Here is a 17213-nt window from a genome sequence, read left to right as displayed (position 1 = left end):
ATAATATTGCGAAGAAAACCTGGTCGATTTGCAAAGTTTGCGAAGGTGATGCGATGAAAAAGACCTTCATGGGCGTGCGGTTGAAAAGACTGCGTGAGGAGCAGCGCCTGACGCAGGCGGCACTTGCCGGCAAACTCGGGATCTCGCTCAGCTACCTCAACCAACTGGAAAACAATCAGCGTCCGCTCACGGTACCGGTGCTGCTGGCGCTCAATTCGGTGTTCGGCCTTGACGTGCAGTCATTCGCCGAGGGCGACGAGGCGCGCCTGATCTCGGACCTCCGCGAAGCGCTGGCGGACCCTTCACTGGGAGAGTCGATCGCGGTCGCTGAACTTCGCGAACTCGCGCAGAACATGCCCGCGGTCGGGCGCGCGCTGGTCAATCTCAACCGCAAATATCGCCACGCCGCCGAGCAGTATGAGGCAATCTCCGCGCGGCTCGGCGACGACCGTCAGGCCGCAGCGGCGGTTCTGCCGTCCACGCCGTTCGAGGAAGTCCGCGACTTCTTCTATCTGCAGCACAACCACATTGCCGAGCTCGACGATGCGGCGGAAGCGATCGCCGGCCGCATGGAGTTACCTATCGGGCGGATGACGCCAAGCCTGGTGTCGTATCTCGAAAGCCGGCACGGCGTGACTGTCCTGATCGACGCGATTGACGAGCTGGGATCGGGAACGCAGCGCATGTTCGATGGCCGCACACGAACGCTGCGGCTATCGCCGAGCCTTGATCCCGGCCAGCAGGCGTTTCAGCTCGCGACGCAGATCGCCATTCTGGAACTGGACGAGGCGATCCGCGCAATCGTCGACAAGGCAAAGTTCAGCAGCGACGAATCGCGCGGGCTCGCCCGCATCGGGCTCGCGAACTATTTCGCCGGTGCGCTGATTTTGCCTTACTCCGCTTTCCTGGCCGAGGCGGAGCGGTGCCGTTACGACATCGAGTTGCTCAGTCACCGGTTCGGCGTGGGTTTTGAAACGATCTGTCACCGGCTGAGCACCCTGCAGCGCCACAACGCGCGGGGCGTGCCGTTCTTCTTCATCCGCGTCGATCGCGCCGGAAACATATCGAAGCGCCAATCGGCGACCGATTTCCATTTTTCACGGGTCGGCGGGACCTGTCCGCTGTGGAACGTTTATGAGGCCTTCGCCAGCCCGGGGCGTATCCTGACGCAGCTGGCGCGGATGCCCGATGAGCGAACCTATCTCTGGGTTGCCCGGACCGTGTCGCATGGCAGAGGAGGCTACGGAGCGCCCGCCAAGACGTTTGCGGTCGCGCTGGGATGCGACGTTCGCCATGCGGAGCGAATCGTCTATTCGCAGGGCCTCAAGATCGATCCGTCACTGGCGACGCCGATCGGCATGGGCTGCAAGGTGTGCGAACGGCCGGATTGTCCGCAGCGCGCGTTTCCACCGGTCGGCCGGGCCTTGCGAATCGACGAAACGCGGTCCCGCTTCGCGCCCTATGCGACGTCATGAGCTGATACGGCCGGGATAACGGGGAAAACGGGCTTTCGCGCGGAGAAAGAATCAGCTTCCCGTGCTTCTCATCCACCGGCCGGATAATTTTTTCTTGAATAGCGGGCATTGATCTTAACGGCCCATTGACACTTCCTCGCGAATACTACCACATGTAGATGTCACGGTCCGCCAGACCTCAACAGCTGGTGGCTAAGAGGGAAGCTGGTGAATCGCGCGAACGCGCGAGAGTCCGGCGCTGCCCCCGCAACTGTAAGCAGTGAGTTGTTCCCGATTTCACGTCACTGATGCGGCCACGCATTGGGAAGACCGGGTACGACGCTGACCTGCGAGCCAGGAGACCTGCCGCGACACCGAAAAACGTCCACGGGCGGGGTGTCCCGGCGGTCGCTCGCAGAATCATGCCGGTGCTTTGCGCCCGGCGCCCACTGCAGCGTCGCCCAAGACATCCAGCCCCAACAACACTACGGGGTCTGCCGATGTCGCAATCTTCTCAACTCGTTTCTCCCGAAGCCAAAGCCGCTCCCTTTCTCGCGTTGCGTACCGAATCGTCAGCTTCGCAGGACAGCGCGCTGCCGATGCAGGTGATCCGCCGCAACGGCACGGTTTCGAAATTCGACGCCAGCAAGATTTCGGTCGCGATGACCAAGGCGTTCCTCGCGGTCGAGGGCCACACCGCCGCCGCCTCCCGCCGCGTGCATGAAATCGTCGAGCAACTGACCTCGGAAGTCGTCAGCGCGCTGTCGCGCCGGATGAGCGAGGGCCGTACCTTTCATATCGAGGACGTGCAGGACCAGGTCGAACTCGCCTTGATGCGCAGCGAGCACCACAAGGTCGCGCGCGCCTATGTGTTGTATCGCGAGGAGCGAACCCGACAACGTGCCGGACAGGAAGCGGCCAACGCCGCTCCGCCGTCGGGGGAACCTTCGCTCCGCGTCACGCTGGCCAGCGGCGTGCAGGTCCCGCTCGATATCGCGCGCCTGACGCTGATCATCGAGGAGGCCTGCGCCGGTCTCGAGGGCACCAGCGCCGCTGCCGTGCTCACCGAAACCCAGCGCAATCTCTACGACGGCATCGGCGAGGGTGAACTGGCGCTGGCGTCGGTGATGGCGGCGCGCACGCTGGTGGAACAGGAGCCGAACTACGCCTATGTCAGTGCGCGGCTCTTGCTCGACAAGCTGCGCACCGAGGTGCTGTCATTTGTGCTTGATGCGCCGACCAGCGCCTCGCAGGCCGACATGGCCGTGCGCTACGGCGAATACTTCCCCGCCTACATCAAGACCGGCATCAAGGCCGAACTGCTCGATCCCGATCTCGCGCGGTTCGACCTGAAAAAGCTCGCCGCTGCGTTGAAGCCGGAGCGCGATCTGGCGTTTCAGTTTCTGGGGCTGCAAACGCTGTACGACCGCTATTTCCTGCATGAGCGCGGCAACCGCATCGAACTGCCGCAGGCGTTCTTCATGCGCGTCGCGATGGGCCTTGCGCTGCGCGAGATCGACCGCGAAGCACGCGCCATCGAGTTCTACGATTTGCTGTCGTCGTTCGACTTCATGGCCTCGACGCCGACGCTGTTCAATTCGGGAACGCTGCGGCCGCAATTGTCTTCCTGTTTCCTCACCACTGTTGCCGACGATCTCGACGGCATCTTCAAGTCGGTCAAGGACAATGCGCTGCTGGCAAAATATTCCGGCGGACTCGGCAACGACTGGACCCGCGTGCGCGGGCTCGGCGCCCACATCAAGGGCACCAATGGCGAGAGCCAGGGCGTGGTGCCGTTCCTCAAAGTCGCCAACGACACCGCGATCGCGGTCAACCAGGGCGGAAAACGCAAGGGCGCGGTCTGCGCCTATCTCGAAACCTGGCATATCGACATCGAGGAATTTTTGGATCTGCGCAAGAACACCGGCGACGACCGCCGCCGCACCCATGACATGAACACCGCGAACTGGGTGCCTGACCTGTTCATGCAGCGCGTCGAGGCTGACGGCGAATGGACCTTGTTCTCGCCGGACGAGACGCCCGACCTGCACGACCTTTACGGCAACGCGTTCGCCGAGCGTTACGCGTTCTATGAGGCGAAGGCGGCGCGCGGCGAAATCCGGGTGTTCAAGCAGGTTCGCGCCACGGACCTCTGGCGCAAGATGTTGACCATGCTGTTCGAGACCGGGCATCCCTGGATCACGTTCAAGGACCCCTGCAATCTTCGCTCGCCGCAGCGCCATGCCGGCGTGATTCATTCCTCGAACCTCTGCACCGAGATCACGCTCAATACATCCGACGACGAGACCGCCGTCTGCAATCTCGGCTCGATCAATCTGCTCAACCATGTGCGGGAAGGGCGGCTGGATGAGCCGCGGCTGAAGCGCAGCGTGACCATTGCGATGCGGATGCTCGACAACGTCATCGACATCAATTTCTACACTATCCCGGAAGCGCGCCGCTCCAACCTGCGGCACCGCCCGGTCGGTCTCGGGCTGATGGGCTTCCAGGATGCGCTGCAGGCGCTGCAGATCGCGATGGCTTCCGATGCGGCGGTTGCCTTCGCCGATACCAGCATGGAAATGATCTCATATTACGCGATCTCGGCCTCGGTCGATCTGGCGGGCGAGCGCGGGCGCTATCCGTCGTTCGACGGCTCGCTATGGAGCCGGGGCATTTTGCCGATCGATTCGATCGAACTGCTGGCGGAAGCCCGCGGCGGCCTCGCGATGGACCGCGGCATCACGCTCGACTGGAATCGCTTGCGCGAGCGCGTCAAATCTACCGGCATGCGCAATTCGAACGTGATGGCGATCGCGCCGACGGCGACGATTTCGAACATCTGCGGCGTGGCGCAGTCGATCGAGCCCGCCTACCAGAACCTCTATGTCAAATCCAACATGTCCGGCGACTTCACCGTGGTGAACGAGTTTCTGGTGCGCGACCTCAAGGCGCGCGGGTTGTGGGACGAGGTGATGGTCAACGACCTCAAATATTTCGACGGCAGCGTTGGCGCCATCGATCGCATTCCCGACGACCTCAAGGCGCTCTATGCCACCGCCTTCGAGATCGACAGCGCATGGCTGATCGAGGCGGCCTCGCGGCGGCAGAAATGGATCGACCAGTCGCAGTCGCTCAATCTCTATATCGCCAATCCTAGCGGCAAGAAGCTCGATGCGCTCTATCGGCTAGCCTGGGCGCGCGGGCTGAAGACGACCTATTACCTGCGCTCGCGCAGCGCAACGCATGTCGAAAAATCCACGCTCCGGGGCACCGACGGCAAGCTCAACGCCGTTGCGGCCGCACCTGTGATGTCGGCGGCCACGCCGATCATCGTCCCGTCCGCATTCACGGCGCCGGACCTGTCCGGCGCGGTGGCGTGTTCCATCGACAATCCCGAATGCGAAGCCTGCCAGTAAGCAGACAAGAAAAGAAGGAAACGACAATGCTCGACTGGTCAGAACCCGCTGCGCCCGCGCGCCAGATGCCGCCTTCCTTGGTGGCTCAAATCACTGTTGCGGCCGATCAAACCGGCCTCGGCACGATTGACCGCAGCGGCGGACGGGTATCCGTCGACGACAAGCGGATGATCAATTGCCGCGCCGACGTCAATCAACTGCTGCCGCTGAAATACAAATGGGCATGGGAGAAGTATCTCGCCGGCTGCAACAATCACTGGATGCCGACCGAAGTCTCGATGCAGGCCGACATCGCGCTTTGGAAATCGCGCGACGGCTTGACGGAAGACGAGCGCCGCGCCATCAAGCGTAACCTCGGCTTCTTCGCGGCCTCCGAAAGCCTCGTCGCCAACAACATCGTGCTCGCGATCTACCGCCATTTGACCAATCCGGAGTGCCGGCAATATCTGTTGCGGCAGTCCTTCGAGGAGGCCGTGCACACCCACACCTTCCAGTACATCGTCGAAAGCCTCGGCCTCGACGAGGGCGAGCTGTTCAACATGTATCGCGAGGTGCCGTCGATCACCGACAAGGCGGCCTGGGCGCTGAAGCATACCCAGCACCTCGACGATCCCGATTTCAAGACCGGGACGCCGGAAGCCGACCAGGCGTTCCTGCGCGATCTCGTCGCCTTCTACGTCATCTTCGAGGGCATGTGGTTCTATACGGGGTTCGCCCAGATCCTCTCGCTCGGCCGCCGCAACAAGATGGTCGGCATCGCCGAGCAGTACCAGTACATCCTGCGCGATGAATCGATTCATCTGAACTTCGGTATTGACGTCATTAACCAGATCAAGATCGAGAATCCGCATCTGTGGACGAAAGCCTTTCAGGACGAGGTCCGCGCCATGGTGCGCGAGGCGGCCGAACTGGAGGCGGCCTACGGGCGGGACACCATGCCGCGCGGTTTCCTCGGCCTGAATGCAGCGCTGTGCGAGAGCTACATGCACTTCATCGCCAACCGCCGTTGCGCGCAGCTTGGACTGGCGCGGGTGTTCGACGAAACCGAGAATCCGTTTCCCTGGATGTCGGAGGCGATGGATCTGAAGAAGGAGAAGAACTTCTTCGAGACACGGGTGATCGAATATCAGAACGGCGGCGCGCTGAGCTGGGAGTAGGGACGGCCTGCTCCCGCAGCCCGTCGTCCCTGCGAACGCAGGGACCCATAGCCACCGAACGTAGTTGCGTAAGCAGGCGTCTGCCATACGGCGTTATCGATAGATCACGCGGTATGGGTCCCTGCGTTCGCAGGGACGACAATGAAAAACGGCCGTGGTGCTGGCGCTGGTGTGGCGAAGCCGCGTGCCCTACACTCTGAAGGCCGCAGCGCTTGCCGCCGGTACGCTGCTCACCACGCCCTATCTCTTCAGGTACGACATGATGGTGAAGGCGATCCCGATCGCCTTCCTGGTTCGCATTGGAGTGAAGACCGGGTTTCGCGCTTACGAGCTTCCGGCGCTCGGCGTCGTCGTGGTCTTCATCGGCTGCTACATGTTCACCGGTATCCCGACCGGCCTTGGCGCCACGCTGGTCGTGGCCGCGCTGATCCTGCGCCGCGCCGGATCCTGGTGGCGGCATGAGCCGGCGCCAAAACTGGTTGCGGCGGGGGCGTGAACGGCGCGACGCGATGGAGGCGAACATGCGCAGGGGCGTGAAATCATCGTTCGCTGTTTGATGAACGCCGCCCGCAACGCGGCATTCGGAAGCGCCTTGGCCGACAAATCCTCCCCGAAAAGCGTTGCAAAACTGTCTTGTCATCAGGCGTGAATAGTTGTTCACTTCTTCAAAGCGATGAGTGCGCTTATCGCTCAAGACGTTGAAGGTGTGCGCGTTCTGGCAGGGCTCCACGGGGCTCGAGGGCGCGCCGGGGGGACGGAACACGCGCCATGGTCTATCGGCGAACCCATCAGGTCGTAAAGCGGCTGGCGGCGCGGCGTAGCGCCATCCTGGCGGCGGCGCGGGATGCTGCGGCCGAGGGCGGCATGGCGGCGGTGCAGATCGCCCCGGTTGCGGTCCGCGCCAATGTCGCGGCCGGTACCGTCTACCGCTACTTCCCCTCCAAGGCCGAGCTGATTTCCGAACTGATCGCCGAGGTCTCGCGCGACGAACTGGCCGCGATCCGCCGCGCTGCGGATGCCGCGCCGGGGCCGTCCTCGGCGCTGGCCGGCGCCGTCACCACCGTTGCCGTGCATGTGCTGTCACAGCGCAAGCTCGCCTGGGGCATTCTGGCCGAACCTGTCGATGTCGACGTTTCGGTGTCGCGGCTCGCCAGCCGCCGCGAAATCTCCGGCGAGATCGCTGCCAGAATCGACGCCGCGGTGCGCGCCGGACATCTCCCCGCGCAGGATACGGCGCTCGCCGCGACCGCACTGCTCGGCGCGCTGCATGAATCGCTGGTTGGCCCGCTGGCGCCCGAGAACCTGGATGATCCCGCGAAGCTGCGCGACGCCGTGCAAACGGTCACATTATTGGCGCTGCGCGCGGTCGGCGTGATGGATGCCCGCGCCCGCGGCCTCGTGGTGCAGGCGGTGCTGCCGGCGAAGGCGCTGGTCGGGGCGTAGAAACTTCGCTTCCGTTTGCGACACGCTTTGTCGCAACCATTTGCCACGCTGCGGCTTATCGACGGGTTCAATCGCAATCAGGAGCATGCGATGACGACGACATCAGGATCCGCCAAGTGGCAGGGCGGCATCAAGGACGGCAAGGGCGCGATCTCGACCAAGAGCGGCGCGCTGAACGATTACCCTTACGGCTTCGCCAGCCGCTTCGAGGGCAAGCCCGGCTCCAATCCGGAAGAATTGATCGGTGCCGCGCACGCCGCCTGCTTCACCATGGCGCTGTCGCTGATTTTGGGCGAAGCCAAGCTCACCGCCGAACACATGGAAACCAAGGCCGACGTCACGTTGGAAAAGCAGGGCGATGGTTTTGCGATCACCTCGGTTCATCTAACGCTGAATGCGAAGATCCCGGGCGCGGACGATGCAAAATTTCAGGAACTCGCGGGCAAGGCCAAGGCCGGTTGCCCGGTGTCGAAACTTCTGAACACCGAGATCAAGCTGGACGCGACGCTGCAGTAATTGGCGTTGTCATTTCCGGGTTCGCGCCTGCGTGCGCTCCGGCGCAACGTACGCCATCACTTCTTCGCCTCGCCCTCCGGCTCGACAATGGCGATGCGCACCATGTTGGTGGTGCCGGGAATGCCGAGCGGCACGCCGGCGACGATGATCACGCGCTGGCCGGCCTTGGCGAAGCCGTCACGAAAAGCAATGGAGCCGGCGCGATCGACCATGTCGTCCTGGTCGTGGGCGTCTTCGGCCACCACGCAATGCACGCCCCAGACGACGGACAATTTGCGCCCCGTGGCGATATTCGGCGTGATCGCCACCACCGGCGGCTTCGGCCGCTCGCGCGCGACGCGGATGCCGGTTGAGCCCGAAGAGGTCCAGCAGATGATCGCCGACAATTCCAGCGTCTCGGCGATCTGCCGCGCGGCGTCGGCAATCGCGTCGCCGACCGTATTCTCCGGGTCGGGCCGCTGCGCCGACAGCACCGAGCGATAGATCGGGTCGCGCTCCACTTCCTCGCCGATGCGGTTCATGGTCGAGACCGCTTCGACCGGGAATTTGCCGGCGGCCGATTCGGCCGACAGCATGATGGCGTCGGCGCCTTCATAGACGGCGGTCGCGACGTCGGAAACTTCCGCGCGCGTCGGCACTGGCGCCTGGATCATCGATTCCAGCATCTGGGTGGCGATCACCACCGGCTTGCCGGCGCCGCGCGCCATGCGCGTCATTTGTTTCTGCAGGCTCGGCACCCGCTCCAGCGGCAGTTCGACGCCGAGGTCGCCGCGCGCAACCATCAGCGCATCGGAAGCGTCGATAATTTCGGCAAGACGGTCGATCGCCTGCGGCTTCTCGATCTTGGCCATCACAGCAGCGCGGCCGCGGATCATCCGCTTGGCTTCGTTGACGTCCTCGGCGCGCTGCACGAAGGAGAGCGCGATCCAGTCGACGCCGGTCACAAGCGCTGCTTCGAGATCGGCGCGATCCTTCGGCGTCATCGCCGATACCGGCAGGTCGGTATCGGGCAGGCTCACACCTTTGCGATCCGACATCTTGCCGCCGATCACCACCCGCGTCACCGCGCGTTCGGGCGAAGTTTCCTCGGCGATCAGGCGCACCTTGCCGTCGTCGAGCAGCAGCGCATGGCCCGGCCGAAGTGCTGCGAGGATTTCCGGGTGCGGCAACTGCACGCGGTTGTTGTCGCCCGGCGTCTTGTCGGAATCGAGCACGAAACTCTGGCCGTTCTTGAGCTGGGTCGAACCTTCGGCGAATGCGCCGAGGCGCAGCTTCGGCCCCTGCAGGTCGACTAGGATGCCGATCGGGCGGCCATAACTGCTCTCGACATTGCGGATGGTGTTGACCAACTCGCGCATTTTGTCATGCGGCGTGTGGCTCATATTGATGCGGAACACATCCGCGCCGGCCTCGAACAGCTTCCGGATCATCGCGCTGTCTGACGATGCCGGGCCGAGGGTTGCGAGGATCTTGATGCGACGAAGCCGTCTCATTGCTTGGGCGCCGGCGCTGGTGGCAGACCCGGTCCGCTTGGCGGATTGGACAGGCCGGGAACCCCTCCGGGGCCGCCCGGTCCCACCGTTCCCGGAATTCCCGGCACGCGCTGCGCGGGTTGCTCGTTGGCTTCGGTCAGTTGCACGGTCCACGCTCGCTGTTCGCCTGTGTCGACCTCGAAGAACCCGGTGCGGTCGAAGCCGCGGGCCAGGCAATTCTCGGTACCCTTGATGGTGAATTCCTTGTCACGCGAACACATGAAGGCCTGTCCCGACCATTCGCCGCCGCGGTCATAGTCGAGCGCGTAGATGTAATAGTAACGGGCGACAAGAGTTCCGCGCAGCAGCGTCTCGCAGCTCCGCGAGGACACGTTCCACCAGCCTTCGGTGGTCCAGCCTTCGGTGTCCTTGTAGCCCAGCGCGATGCCGACCCGGCTGGAAGTGTTGTTGCAGAGCCGGAAATCGGCCGCCGCCGGACTGCTCCACAGGCACGTCGCCGCCAACGCGAGCATCGGCATCAGGCCGGCGGTCATGCGTGCGGAGAGGGGGGACAAGCGGCGAGAATCTCTTGCGGTCATGCAGTGAAGCTATATCAAATCATTGACGATTTCGCGTGACCCGGCGGGACCTGTCAACGGCCGGGCACGCCTTTCCCGCGCTATGGGAAACCGGGACTCCACGTGCGAAACCCACTTTTGCGCGCAGATATGGCAAAATCTGTGACAATTCCCACCTGATATCAATATGCTCGGCCCCATATGACGCGGGACTCAAGACTAGGACCCAAGACTAGGACCCAAGACCATGACGATCGACGACAAAACCAGAACGGAACTGGAAGCCGCCGTTTTCCGGCGCCTGGTCAGCCACCTGCGCGCCCGTACCGACGTCCAGAACATCGATTTGATGAATCTGGCCGGCTTCTGCCGCAATTGCCTGTCCAACTGGATGAAGGAAGAGGCCGACGCCAAGGGTATCGCCGTCAGCAAGGACGAGAGCCGCGAGGCGGTCTACGGCATGCCCTATGAGGAATGGAAGGCGAAACATCAGGGCGCTGCCACGCCCGAGCAGTTGGCCGCGATGAAGAAGGTTCACCCCGGGCATTGATTTTTCAAAGCCGTTTCAGAAAACGCATTGTGTTTCATCGTCATGCCCGGGCTTGTCCCGGGCATCCACGTCTTAGACGGCCACAGAAGGAAAGACGTGGATGGCCGGGACAAGCCCGGCCATGACAAGGAAATAGAATATTGTTTCTCCTGTGGGCGCGCTGTGGATGAGCGCGATGTTTCCTTGACGCAAGGCCCCCCGATCTTGAGGGTCACTCCTGAAAAAAGCGCCGTGCGGTAACGCGTACGGCGCTTGATCTTTCAGCATCACCTTCAGTTCCATTCAGGAGTAATCGATGGCCACCTCCGCCGCCGCCGTCCAGGACGAGCCCGCGACAAAATTCGCCAAAGACCAGCTCAAGGCCATCATCGAGCGCATCGAGCGTCTGGAAGAAGAAAAGAAGACGATCTCCGACGATATCCGCGACGTCTATGCCGAAGCCAAGGGCAACGGTTTCGACGTCAAGGCGCTGCGCACCATCGTGCGGATGCGCAAGCAGGACGCCAACGAGCGCGCCGAGCAGGAAACCATTTTGGAGACCTACATGCAGGCGCTCGGAATGCTGTGAGGCGTTGGCGCAGCACGTAGCCCGGATGGAGCGAAGCGAAATCCGGGGCCATCTCGCCAGCGGGTAGGCTTACCCGGATTGCGCTTCGCTCCATCCGGGCTACGGGGCTTCGGCGTTTGTGGCCATGGGTCCTCGCGTTCGCGAGGACGACGGAGATTTCGGGAGCGGTGTGAGTTGCGCCTTAACGCAGCGCGGCGGTGCGCATTACGAACGACTGCGTCGGCAGTTGCGCGGTCGCCGATCCCGTGAAGCGGTCGCAGGTCATGCCCATCATCGGATCTTCCGAGAAGGTCATGGCGATCGCGGCCGGCGGCTTGACGAAGTGGCTGCGCATCTGGGTCATCTCGGTGTCGCCGAGCACGGTCGTCGACATCGCGCTGCTCGCGCTCGGCGCCAGCATCACGACCCGCATCCAGATGCTGTTGCCCTGGGCGGCGGCGAGGCGGGCCGAGGTAGCGACTACGGCGTCCTGACCCTGCGCGCCTTTGGCGACCACGGTGTTGATTTCGGTCGCGGCGGCACCGGCATTGCGCGCCGGACGGGCGGGGCGCGCCGGGACCGGCGCGGAGGCGGCGACGACGTTGGCGCGATCGACCGGCGAGGAGGCGGCCGGCGCATAGGCCATCGCCCTGTTGAACGATTCGGTGACGCTGGCGGTCGGCTGCGGATCGGTGGCGGCGGGCGCCTGGCGTGCCCGGAGGGCCGCGACCTGTGCGGGCGTCGCCTGGTTCGCCGCCTTCGGCACGTCGTCCCAGAAGCCACGGAAATTGATGATATCGGCCGGCGTCTGCGGTTTCGGTTCTGCGTTGTCCGCGGAAGCCTGTTTTGCGTCAGGCCTGGACTCGGGCTTGGCTTTCGGCGCCGACACGATCTGTGCGTCGGCCGAGGCTAGCTGAATGGTCGCGCCGACCGGCTTTGCGCGCGGGGTCGGAACCGGATCGGCGGATTTCACAGCCGCCACGCTGGCCGGTGCGGGCTTCTCGTTCTTGACCGGAGCGTTGGCGCCCTCGTCATCCTCTTCAGTCGACTTGCCGCCCTTGAACAGGGCCGCGAACAGGTTCGGCATCTTGCCGACGGTGGTGGCGTCGTTGCCATTGCCGCGGCGGTCGATGTCGGCGCGGGCAAGCTCATAGCCCTTCAGCGGACCGCCATTGGAGGGCAGGTGGACGGTGCGTCCATCCGGGAACACCCTGGCGAGCTGATCGTGGGTCATGCGCGGCCAGTGACGAACGCTGCCGGTATCGAGATGGACGAACGGCGAGCCTGAGGTCGGGTAGAAGCCGACGCCGCCACGCTGCAAGCGGAGCCCGGCGGCGCGGATCTGCTCGAGCGGCACGTCCGGAATGTAGAAGTCCATCGCATGGCCGAGCGTGTGCTGGCTGAAGCGCGCCACGCCCGAGGAGCGGCGGCGGAGCATGGAGTTGGTAGCAGGGGAGCGGTAGGCGGAGATGATCTGGATCGGCTTCTTGCCGTCGACGTCGCGGTAGACTTCCCAGAGGATATCGAACAGATGCCGATCCATCGTGGTCTGGTCCTGGCTGCGCCAGTCGCGGAGGAAGTGATTGAGCTTCTTGAGACCCTCTTCGTCGTAGCGGCCGTCGCGCTTGAAGGTGACGGTGAGGTCTTCGTTGGAATGGGTGTGGTGGAAGGAAAGGGTGCGGGTTTCGTTCAGCGCCGTCGCGTCATGCACTGTGCCGGCGCCTGCGAGCAGCAATAGCGAAGTCAGGCCGATCCGATATCCGGCCTTCGGCAGAGCAAGCGGATTGAATTGGCGCGCGAAACCAGCCAGCACGTATGAGCCCACCCAGTCGACGAGCGTTCACGGTGTTCTTCTGCAGACCCCGGCAAAAGAGGGTGAACGCTTTCTTAAAGCGGGAAGGTTAACCGATGTTTACCATCCCGCCCCCAAGTTAGGCTTAACCTAACCCGCGGACTGTGGCGAAAAAGTGCTGAGCCGATTTAGAGGTGGATAATGGTTAACGTAAACGAACTCGCCGGGGAGGCGAGTTCGTTGATTTTGTTCGGAAAACCGCTCGGACAGGATTATCGGGTGAACCGCTGTTGCGGCCGGCGGCCAACCGGGGCCGGCGGCGTAACGGTCGACGGCCCCCCGAACAGACGCTCAAAGAACGACGGACCGGACGAGTAGGTGTTGTCGCTGGCGAAGCTGACGCCGGGCGGCAAACCGTCTTTCGGGCGCGCATAGCTCGGCTGGGCATGGGAGACCATGACCTCCAGGTCCTTGTTGCGGCTGTTCTTAAGCAGGGTGAGCATCACGGCGTCACGGCCATAGATGTCCTTGCGGATCTGCAGCTTGCCCGCGTCATCCACGAATGCGGTCTGGTAGGTGAGGTTGACCGGTATCGGCGTCGGAAATTTCAGATCGATCTCGCTGCGGCCGTACATGCTGCGGATCTTCTCCGGCGAGTAGCGCTCGTTCGGCATCACGATGTTGAGCAGGGTCGATGCGTATTGATCGGGATTCTGCACCCGCATGCAGCCGTGGCTGAAGGCGCGCTCTTCCTTGGCGAACAGATGCTTGTCCGGGGTGTCGTGCTGATAGACCAGGAACTTGTTCGGGAAGTTGAAGCGGATGCGGCCGAGCGCGTTGGCTTCGCCCGGCGGCTGCGAAATATGAATGCTGCCGTCGCGGTTGCGCTCCAGCCGCAGGCCCATGCGTTGCAGGACGGTCGGGTCCTGCTGCAGGGCAGGCAGATACTCGTTGTAAATGATCGACGGCGGTACGTTCCAGGTCGGGTTGACGGTGATGAACTTCATCGTTTCCGTCAGCATCGGCGTGGCGTGCTTTCCCGGCTTTCCGGTCACGACCCTTGTGGTCCACACGGGGGCGCCGTTCTGCATCACCTTCAGCGTGAAGTCGGGGACGTTGAGAATGACATAGGCGTTACCGAGCGAGGCCGCGCCGAGCTGGCGGGGCAACCAGCGCAGGCGTTCCATGTTGACGAGCACCAGGTCGATCTGCCGGTCCCGCTTCGGGCTGTTGATCGCCTTCACGGTGCGATCGTCGAGGACGCCGGTCGGCTTGAGATCGACGCTCTCCTGGAATTTGCGCACGGCGGCGGCGACCTTGGCGTCGTAATGCGTGCCATCGGGATTCTCGGCGACGCCAAGCTTGGCGCGCAGTTGCGGCACGCGCGAATCTTCCGGCGCGACTTCACCCTGCTTCTTGGTGGCCGCCTTGAACGCCAGTGCCGGACCTTCGGCGATGTGGATCATCGGTCCGTCGCCCTGGCCGCGCAGCTCGGCGAGCTTGGCCTTCAATTCCTTGTAAGGCTTGTGCGGCGGGTTGTAGCCGTCGAGCGCTGCGGAAGCGTCCTTGGCGGTCGAGATATTGGCGAGCACTTCCGTCGGATCGGTCGGGTGTTCGGGATAGAGGATGTCGGCAGCGACCTGCGACCAGTGCATCCGGCCGCTCTGGGCCTGTCGCGCATAGTCGAGCATGCTCGCGGTCAGTTTCAGTTCGGCTTCGGCGAGCAGGTCCGGCGAAGCGGCGGCCGAAAAATCCGGCACCGAATAGTCGGCCGGATTGAGGCCGTCGGCGGCGGCATCCTTCAGGCGGGCGATCACGCCCTTGCCGCTGTCGGTCAATTTGCCGGCCTGGGTCCATTGCGGCGCGTAGTCGCGCGCCGAGTAGAACTTCTCGACGGCGGCGCGCTCGCTCTTGCGGTCGAAATAGCGAAGTGACTTGGCGCCGAGCATGTCGCGCAGGCGGTCGGCAACTGGCTGGTCGGCCGGTGCGACGGTGCTGACCTTCACCGGCTCCTTGGCGGGTTCGGCCGCGGGCGCGGTGGCGGTCGCAGCCGCGGCGGTTGCTGCGTCGTTGGCCACAGGTGCGGTGACGGTCTCGGCGGGTTTGGGCTCGGCTGCCTTTGCGGTCGGGCTGGGCTCGGCCGGCTTTTCGATTGCCTTGTCGACTGCCTTGGCTGCGTCAGGCACCGAGGCGGTGGAGTCCATCTTGAAATCGCCGGCGGTCGGAGGCGGAACGTTGGCGGGTTCGGGACGGGGAATTGCTGCGTCGATCGCGAGTTCGGCGGCGCTGGCGCGCGGCGTCGTCGACTGGGCCGCCAGTGCTGAGGTCGCAGACACCGTGAGGAAGGTTGCCGCGACAGCCATCAGCACGCGGTCAAATCCTGCACGATTCGTCGAACAGTCACGCATCGTCAAACCCCTTGGGCGAACTGCCCCGGCATGGAACAGTCGTTTGCATTGCTCGTCATAGCTTGCGCGGGAAAGCGCCGGCCTCGATCGCTTCAGTCGTACGCCTGCACGCCACGATTCAACGCAGACGATACATGTGCCCCTTTCATGCAGCCAGCGCCATGCGGGACAACTCACGACAAACTGACCTCAAACTACCCGTTTGAACCGGGTCGCGCGTTTTTGCCACGCTCCCCGCCATTTGTCTGTCACCGCCAAGCCACGGTTCAAAAGCTTCCGAACGATCGATGTCGTTGGTTTGCCACGATCTTTGCCACGCGGACGCCATAATCGCCCACCGGCCGTTCGCTCAGTTCGCGTCTCAGTTCGCGTCCTGCTCGCCGCCTTCGGCCGGGTCGTTGGCGGCAGCCTCATCGAGCTTGCGGTAGAGGGTGGAGCGGCCGATCTTCAGCCGGCGCGCGACTTCCGACATCTGGCCGCGATAATGCGAGATCGCAAAGCGGATGATCTCGTTTTCCATGTCTTCGAGCGGCCGCACCTCGCCGGTGGCGGTCAGCATCGCGAGGCTGCCGGCATTGGCAAGCGGGGCAATCGGTATATCACTACCCGAAACCATGGTGGGCGCCGTCGATGGCGCGACGACCAGCGGTTCGCTGTGTGCCAGTTGGCCGTCCGGGGCGGCTTGGCCGATGGCCTGCGGGAAGTCCGACAGGCCAAGCTGATCGCTCTCGCTCATGACCACGGCGCGATACACCGCGTTCTCGAGCTGGCGGATGTTGCCGGGCCAGTCGAGCTGCGCGAGATGTGCCACGGCCTCGCCGCTGATACCGGTGATGGTGCGGTTTTCCTCGGCGGCAAATCGCGCCAGGAAATGCCGCAACAGATGCGGGATGTCTTCGCGCCGCATCCGCAGCGGCGGGATCGTCACTGGCAGCACGTGCAGCCGGTAGAACAGGTCCTCACGGAACGCGCCGCTCTTCACGAGGTCGAGCAGCTTGCGGTTGGTTGCGGAAATGATGCGGACGTCGACCTTCACCGGCTTGCGACCACCGACTGCCTCAACGGTGCCTTCCTGCAGCGCGCGCAGCAGCTTCACTTGCGCCGCCAGCGGCAACTCGCCGACCTCGTCGAGAAACAGCGTGCCGCCGGAAGCTTCGACGAATTTGCCCATGTGGCGTTCGGTGGCGCCGGTGAAGGCGCCCTTCTCATGCCCGAACAGGATCGATTCCACGAGATTGTCGGGGATCGCGCCGCAATTGACCGCGACGAAGGGTTTCGACTTGCGTTCGCTGGAGCCATGGATGGCGCGGGCGAACAATTCCTTGCCGACGCCGGACTCTCCCTCGATCAGAACCGGAATGCTGGAGGCTGCCGCCTTCTGCGCGGTGCGCAGCACGGCTGCCATGGTTTCGCTGCGGGTGATGATGTCGGCAAAGGTCAGCCGGCCTTCGCGGCTGTGACGGATGCGCTGCAATTCGCCCTTGAGCGCGGAAGTGTTGAGCGCGTTGCGCAGCGACACCTGCAGCCGTTCGAAGCTCGCCGGCTTGACCACGAAATCCTGTGCGCCGGCGCGCATCGCCGAAACCACATTGTCGATGCCGCCATGGGCGGTCTGCACGATGACGGGGATGCTCAGGCCTGCTTCACGCATTTTTGCGAGCACGCCGAGCCCGTCGAGGCCGGGCATCACGAGGTCGAGCACGACCGCGTCGATCGCCTGCGCATCCGGAGCGGTCAGCAGGGCCACGGCCGCGTCGCCGCTGTCGACGACGAGGGGCTCATAGCCGCACTTCTGCACCATGTTTTCAACCAAACGGCGCTGCACGGCGTCGTCGTCGGCAATCAAAATGGTGGCAGCCATGGCTCTCCCCGCACGC

14 protein-coding genes and 1 riboswitch are annotated in these 17213 nt (G+C 63.7%); of the genes, 8 read left to right on the top strand and 6 right to left on the bottom strand.

Going from position 1 to position 17213, the window contains the following annotated elements; all coding sequences use genetic code 11:
* Window positions 1-53 precede the first annotated feature (53 nt).
* The 6 genes from IVB22_RS17105 (at window position 54) to IVB22_RS17080 (ending at window position 7989) form a co-directional block, all read left to right on the top strand.
* Window positions 54-1475: a short-chain fatty acyl-CoA regulator family protein gene (locus IVB22_RS17105; RefSeq protein ID WP_247518474.1), complete on the top strand. Its 1422-nt coding sequence runs from the start codon at window positions 54-56 to the stop codon at window positions 1473-1475.
* A 147-nt stretch (window positions 1476-1622) separates the two neighbouring features.
* Window positions 1623-1840: riboswitch (cobalamin riboswitch) on the top strand.
* Between the two features lie 114 nt (window positions 1841-1954).
* Window positions 1955-4873, top strand: coding sequence for a ribonucleoside-diphosphate reductase subunit alpha (locus tag IVB22_RS17100; RefSeq protein ID WP_247518473.1), 2919 nt, complete (start codon window positions 1955-1957; stop codon window positions 4871-4873).
* A 26-nt stretch (window positions 4874-4899) separates the two neighbouring features.
* Complete coding sequence (locus IVB22_RS17095) at window positions 4900-6030, top strand: ribonucleotide-diphosphate reductase subunit beta (protein ID WP_247518472.1); 1131 nt, start codon at window positions 4900-4902, stop codon at window positions 6028-6030.
* A gap of 154 nt (window positions 6031-6184) precedes the next feature.
* Complete coding sequence (locus IVB22_RS17090) at window positions 6185-6526, top strand: hypothetical protein (protein WP_308200414.1); 342 nt, start codon at window positions 6185-6187, stop codon at window positions 6524-6526.
* 272 nt (window positions 6527-6798) lie between these two features.
* The gene (locus IVB22_RS17085; RefSeq protein WP_214490601.1) at window positions 6799-7473 is read left to right on the top strand and encodes a TetR/AcrR family transcriptional regulator; all 675 of its coding nucleotides are present in this window, start codon (window positions 6799-6801) and stop codon (window positions 7471-7473) included.
* Window positions 7474-7563: 90 nt separating this feature from the next.
* Window positions 7564-7989, top strand: coding sequence for an OsmC family protein (locus tag IVB22_RS17080; RefSeq protein ID WP_247518471.1), 426 nt, complete (start codon window positions 7564-7566; stop codon window positions 7987-7989).
* A 56-nt stretch (window positions 7990-8045) separates the two neighbouring features.
* Here the strand turns inward: IVB22_RS17080 and pyk are convergent, their stop codons facing one another.
* Together pyk and IVB22_RS17070 are read right to left on the bottom strand one after the other, a co-directional pair.
* Window positions 8046-9482 (bottom strand): pyruvate kinase, encoded by a 1437-nt coding sequence (gene pyk, locus IVB22_RS17075; RefSeq protein ID WP_247518470.1) that lies wholly within the window; start codon window positions 9480-9482, stop codon window positions 8046-8048.
* Entirely contained in the window at window positions 9479-10015 is a 537-nt protein-coding gene (locus IVB22_RS17070) for a DUF1036 domain-containing protein (RefSeq protein WP_247518568.1), read from the bottom strand. Before IVB22_RS17070 ends, pyk begins: the two co-directional genes overlap by 4 nt.
* 271 nt (window positions 10016-10286) lie before the next feature.
* Between IVB22_RS17070 and IVB22_RS17065 the strand changes: the two genes are divergently transcribed.
* Complete coding sequence (locus tag IVB22_RS17065) at window positions 10287-10589, top strand: DUF1244 domain-containing protein (protein ID WP_247518469.1); 303 nt, start codon at window positions 10287-10289, stop codon at window positions 10587-10589.
* Between the two features lie 72 nt (window positions 10590-10661).
* On the opposite strand, the gene IVB22_RS17060 is transcribed toward IVB22_RS17065, so the two are convergent.
* Window positions 10662-10871: a hypothetical protein gene (locus tag IVB22_RS17060; protein ID WP_247518468.1), complete on the bottom strand. Its 210-nt coding sequence runs from the start codon at window positions 10869-10871 to the stop codon at window positions 10662-10664.
* A gap of 13 nt (window positions 10872-10884) precedes the next feature.
* Here IVB22_RS17060 and IVB22_RS17055 point away from each other — a divergent pair, with 13 nt between their 5' ends.
* Window positions 10885-11157 carry a DUF2312 domain-containing protein gene (locus IVB22_RS17055; RefSeq protein WP_247518467.1) on the top strand — a complete coding sequence of 91 codons (273 nt, stop codon included), beginning with the start codon at window positions 10885-10887 and terminating at the stop codon, window positions 11155-11157.
* Between the two features lie 181 nt (window positions 11158-11338).
* Here the strand turns inward: IVB22_RS17055 and IVB22_RS17050 are convergent, their stop codons facing one another.
* The 3 genes from IVB22_RS17050 to IVB22_RS17040 all read right to left on the bottom strand — a co-directional run bounded on the left by IVB22_RS17050 (window position 11339) and on the right by IVB22_RS17040 (window position 17197).
* The gene (locus tag IVB22_RS17050) at window positions 11339-12949 is read right to left on the bottom strand and encodes a DUF882 domain-containing protein (RefSeq protein WP_247518466.1); all 1611 of its coding nucleotides are present in this window, start codon (window positions 12947-12949) and stop codon (window positions 11339-11341) included.
* A gap of 251 nt (window positions 12950-13200) precedes the next feature.
* Window positions 13201-15336, bottom strand: a complete 2136-nt coding sequence (locus IVB22_RS17045; RefSeq protein WP_247518465.1) for a L,D-transpeptidase family protein — start codon at window positions 15334-15336, stop codon at window positions 13201-13203.
* Between the two features lie 361 nt (window positions 15337-15697).
* Window positions 15698-17197 carry a sigma-54 dependent transcriptional regulator gene (locus IVB22_RS17040; protein ID WP_247518464.1) on the bottom strand — a complete coding sequence of 500 codons (1500 nt, stop codon included), beginning with the start codon at window positions 17195-17197 and terminating at the stop codon, window positions 15698-15700.
* Window positions 17198-17213 lie beyond the last annotated feature (16 nt).

The sequence above is a fragment of the Bradyrhizobium sp. 190 genome (assembly GCF_023073415.1).
GTDB lineage: Bacteria > Pseudomonadota > Alphaproteobacteria > Rhizobiales > Xanthobacteraceae > Bradyrhizobium.
The sequence above is the reverse complement of the archived record's forward strand: the minus strand, read 5'-3'. Positions and strand labels throughout refer to the sequence as shown.

Bases quoted from the DNA above. Each gene is read 5' to 3' on its own strand.
- IVB22_RS17105 (WP_247518474.1), top strand. From the start codon at position 54: ATGAAAAAGACCTTCATGGGCGTGCGGTTGAAAAGACTGCGTGAGGAG.
- IVB22_RS17100 (WP_247518473.1), top strand. From the start codon at position 1,955: ATGTCGCAATCTTCTCAACTCGTTTCTCCCGAAGCCAAAGCCGCTCCC.
- IVB22_RS17095 (WP_247518472.1), top strand. From the start codon at position 4,900: ATGCTCGACTGGTCAGAACCCGCTGCGCCCGCGCGCCAGATGCCGCCT.
- IVB22_RS17085 (WP_214490601.1), top strand. From the start codon at position 6,799: ATGGTCTATCGGCGAACCCATCAGGTCGTAAAGCGGCTGGCGGCGCGG.
- IVB22_RS17080 (WP_247518471.1), top strand. From the start codon at position 7,564: ATGACGACGACATCAGGATCCGCCAAGTGGCAGGGCGGCATCAAGGAC.
- pyk (WP_247518470.1), bottom strand. From the start codon at position 9,482: ATGAGACGGCTTCGTCGCATCAAGATCCTCGCAACCCTCGGCCCGGCA.
- IVB22_RS17070 (WP_247518568.1), bottom strand. From the start codon at position 10,015: ATGACCGCCGGCCTGATGCCGATGCTCGCGTTGGCGGCGACGTGCCTG.
- IVB22_RS17065 (WP_247518469.1), top strand. From the start codon at position 10,287: ATGACGATCGACGACAAAACCAGAACGGAACTGGAAGCCGCCGTTTTC.
- IVB22_RS17060 (WP_247518468.1), bottom strand. From the start codon at position 10,871: ATGGAACTGAAGGTGATGCTGAAAGATCAAGCGCCGTACGCGTTACCG.
- IVB22_RS17055 (WP_247518467.1), top strand. From the start codon at position 10,885: ATGGCCACCTCCGCCGCCGCCGTCCAGGACGAGCCCGCGACAAAATTC.
- IVB22_RS17045 (WP_247518465.1), bottom strand. From the start codon at position 15,336: ATGCGTGACTGTTCGACGAATCGTGCAGGATTTGACCGCGTGCTGATG.
- IVB22_RS17040 (WP_247518464.1), bottom strand. From the start codon at position 17,197: ATGGCTGCCACCATTTTGATTGCCGACGACGACGCCGTGCAGCGCCGT.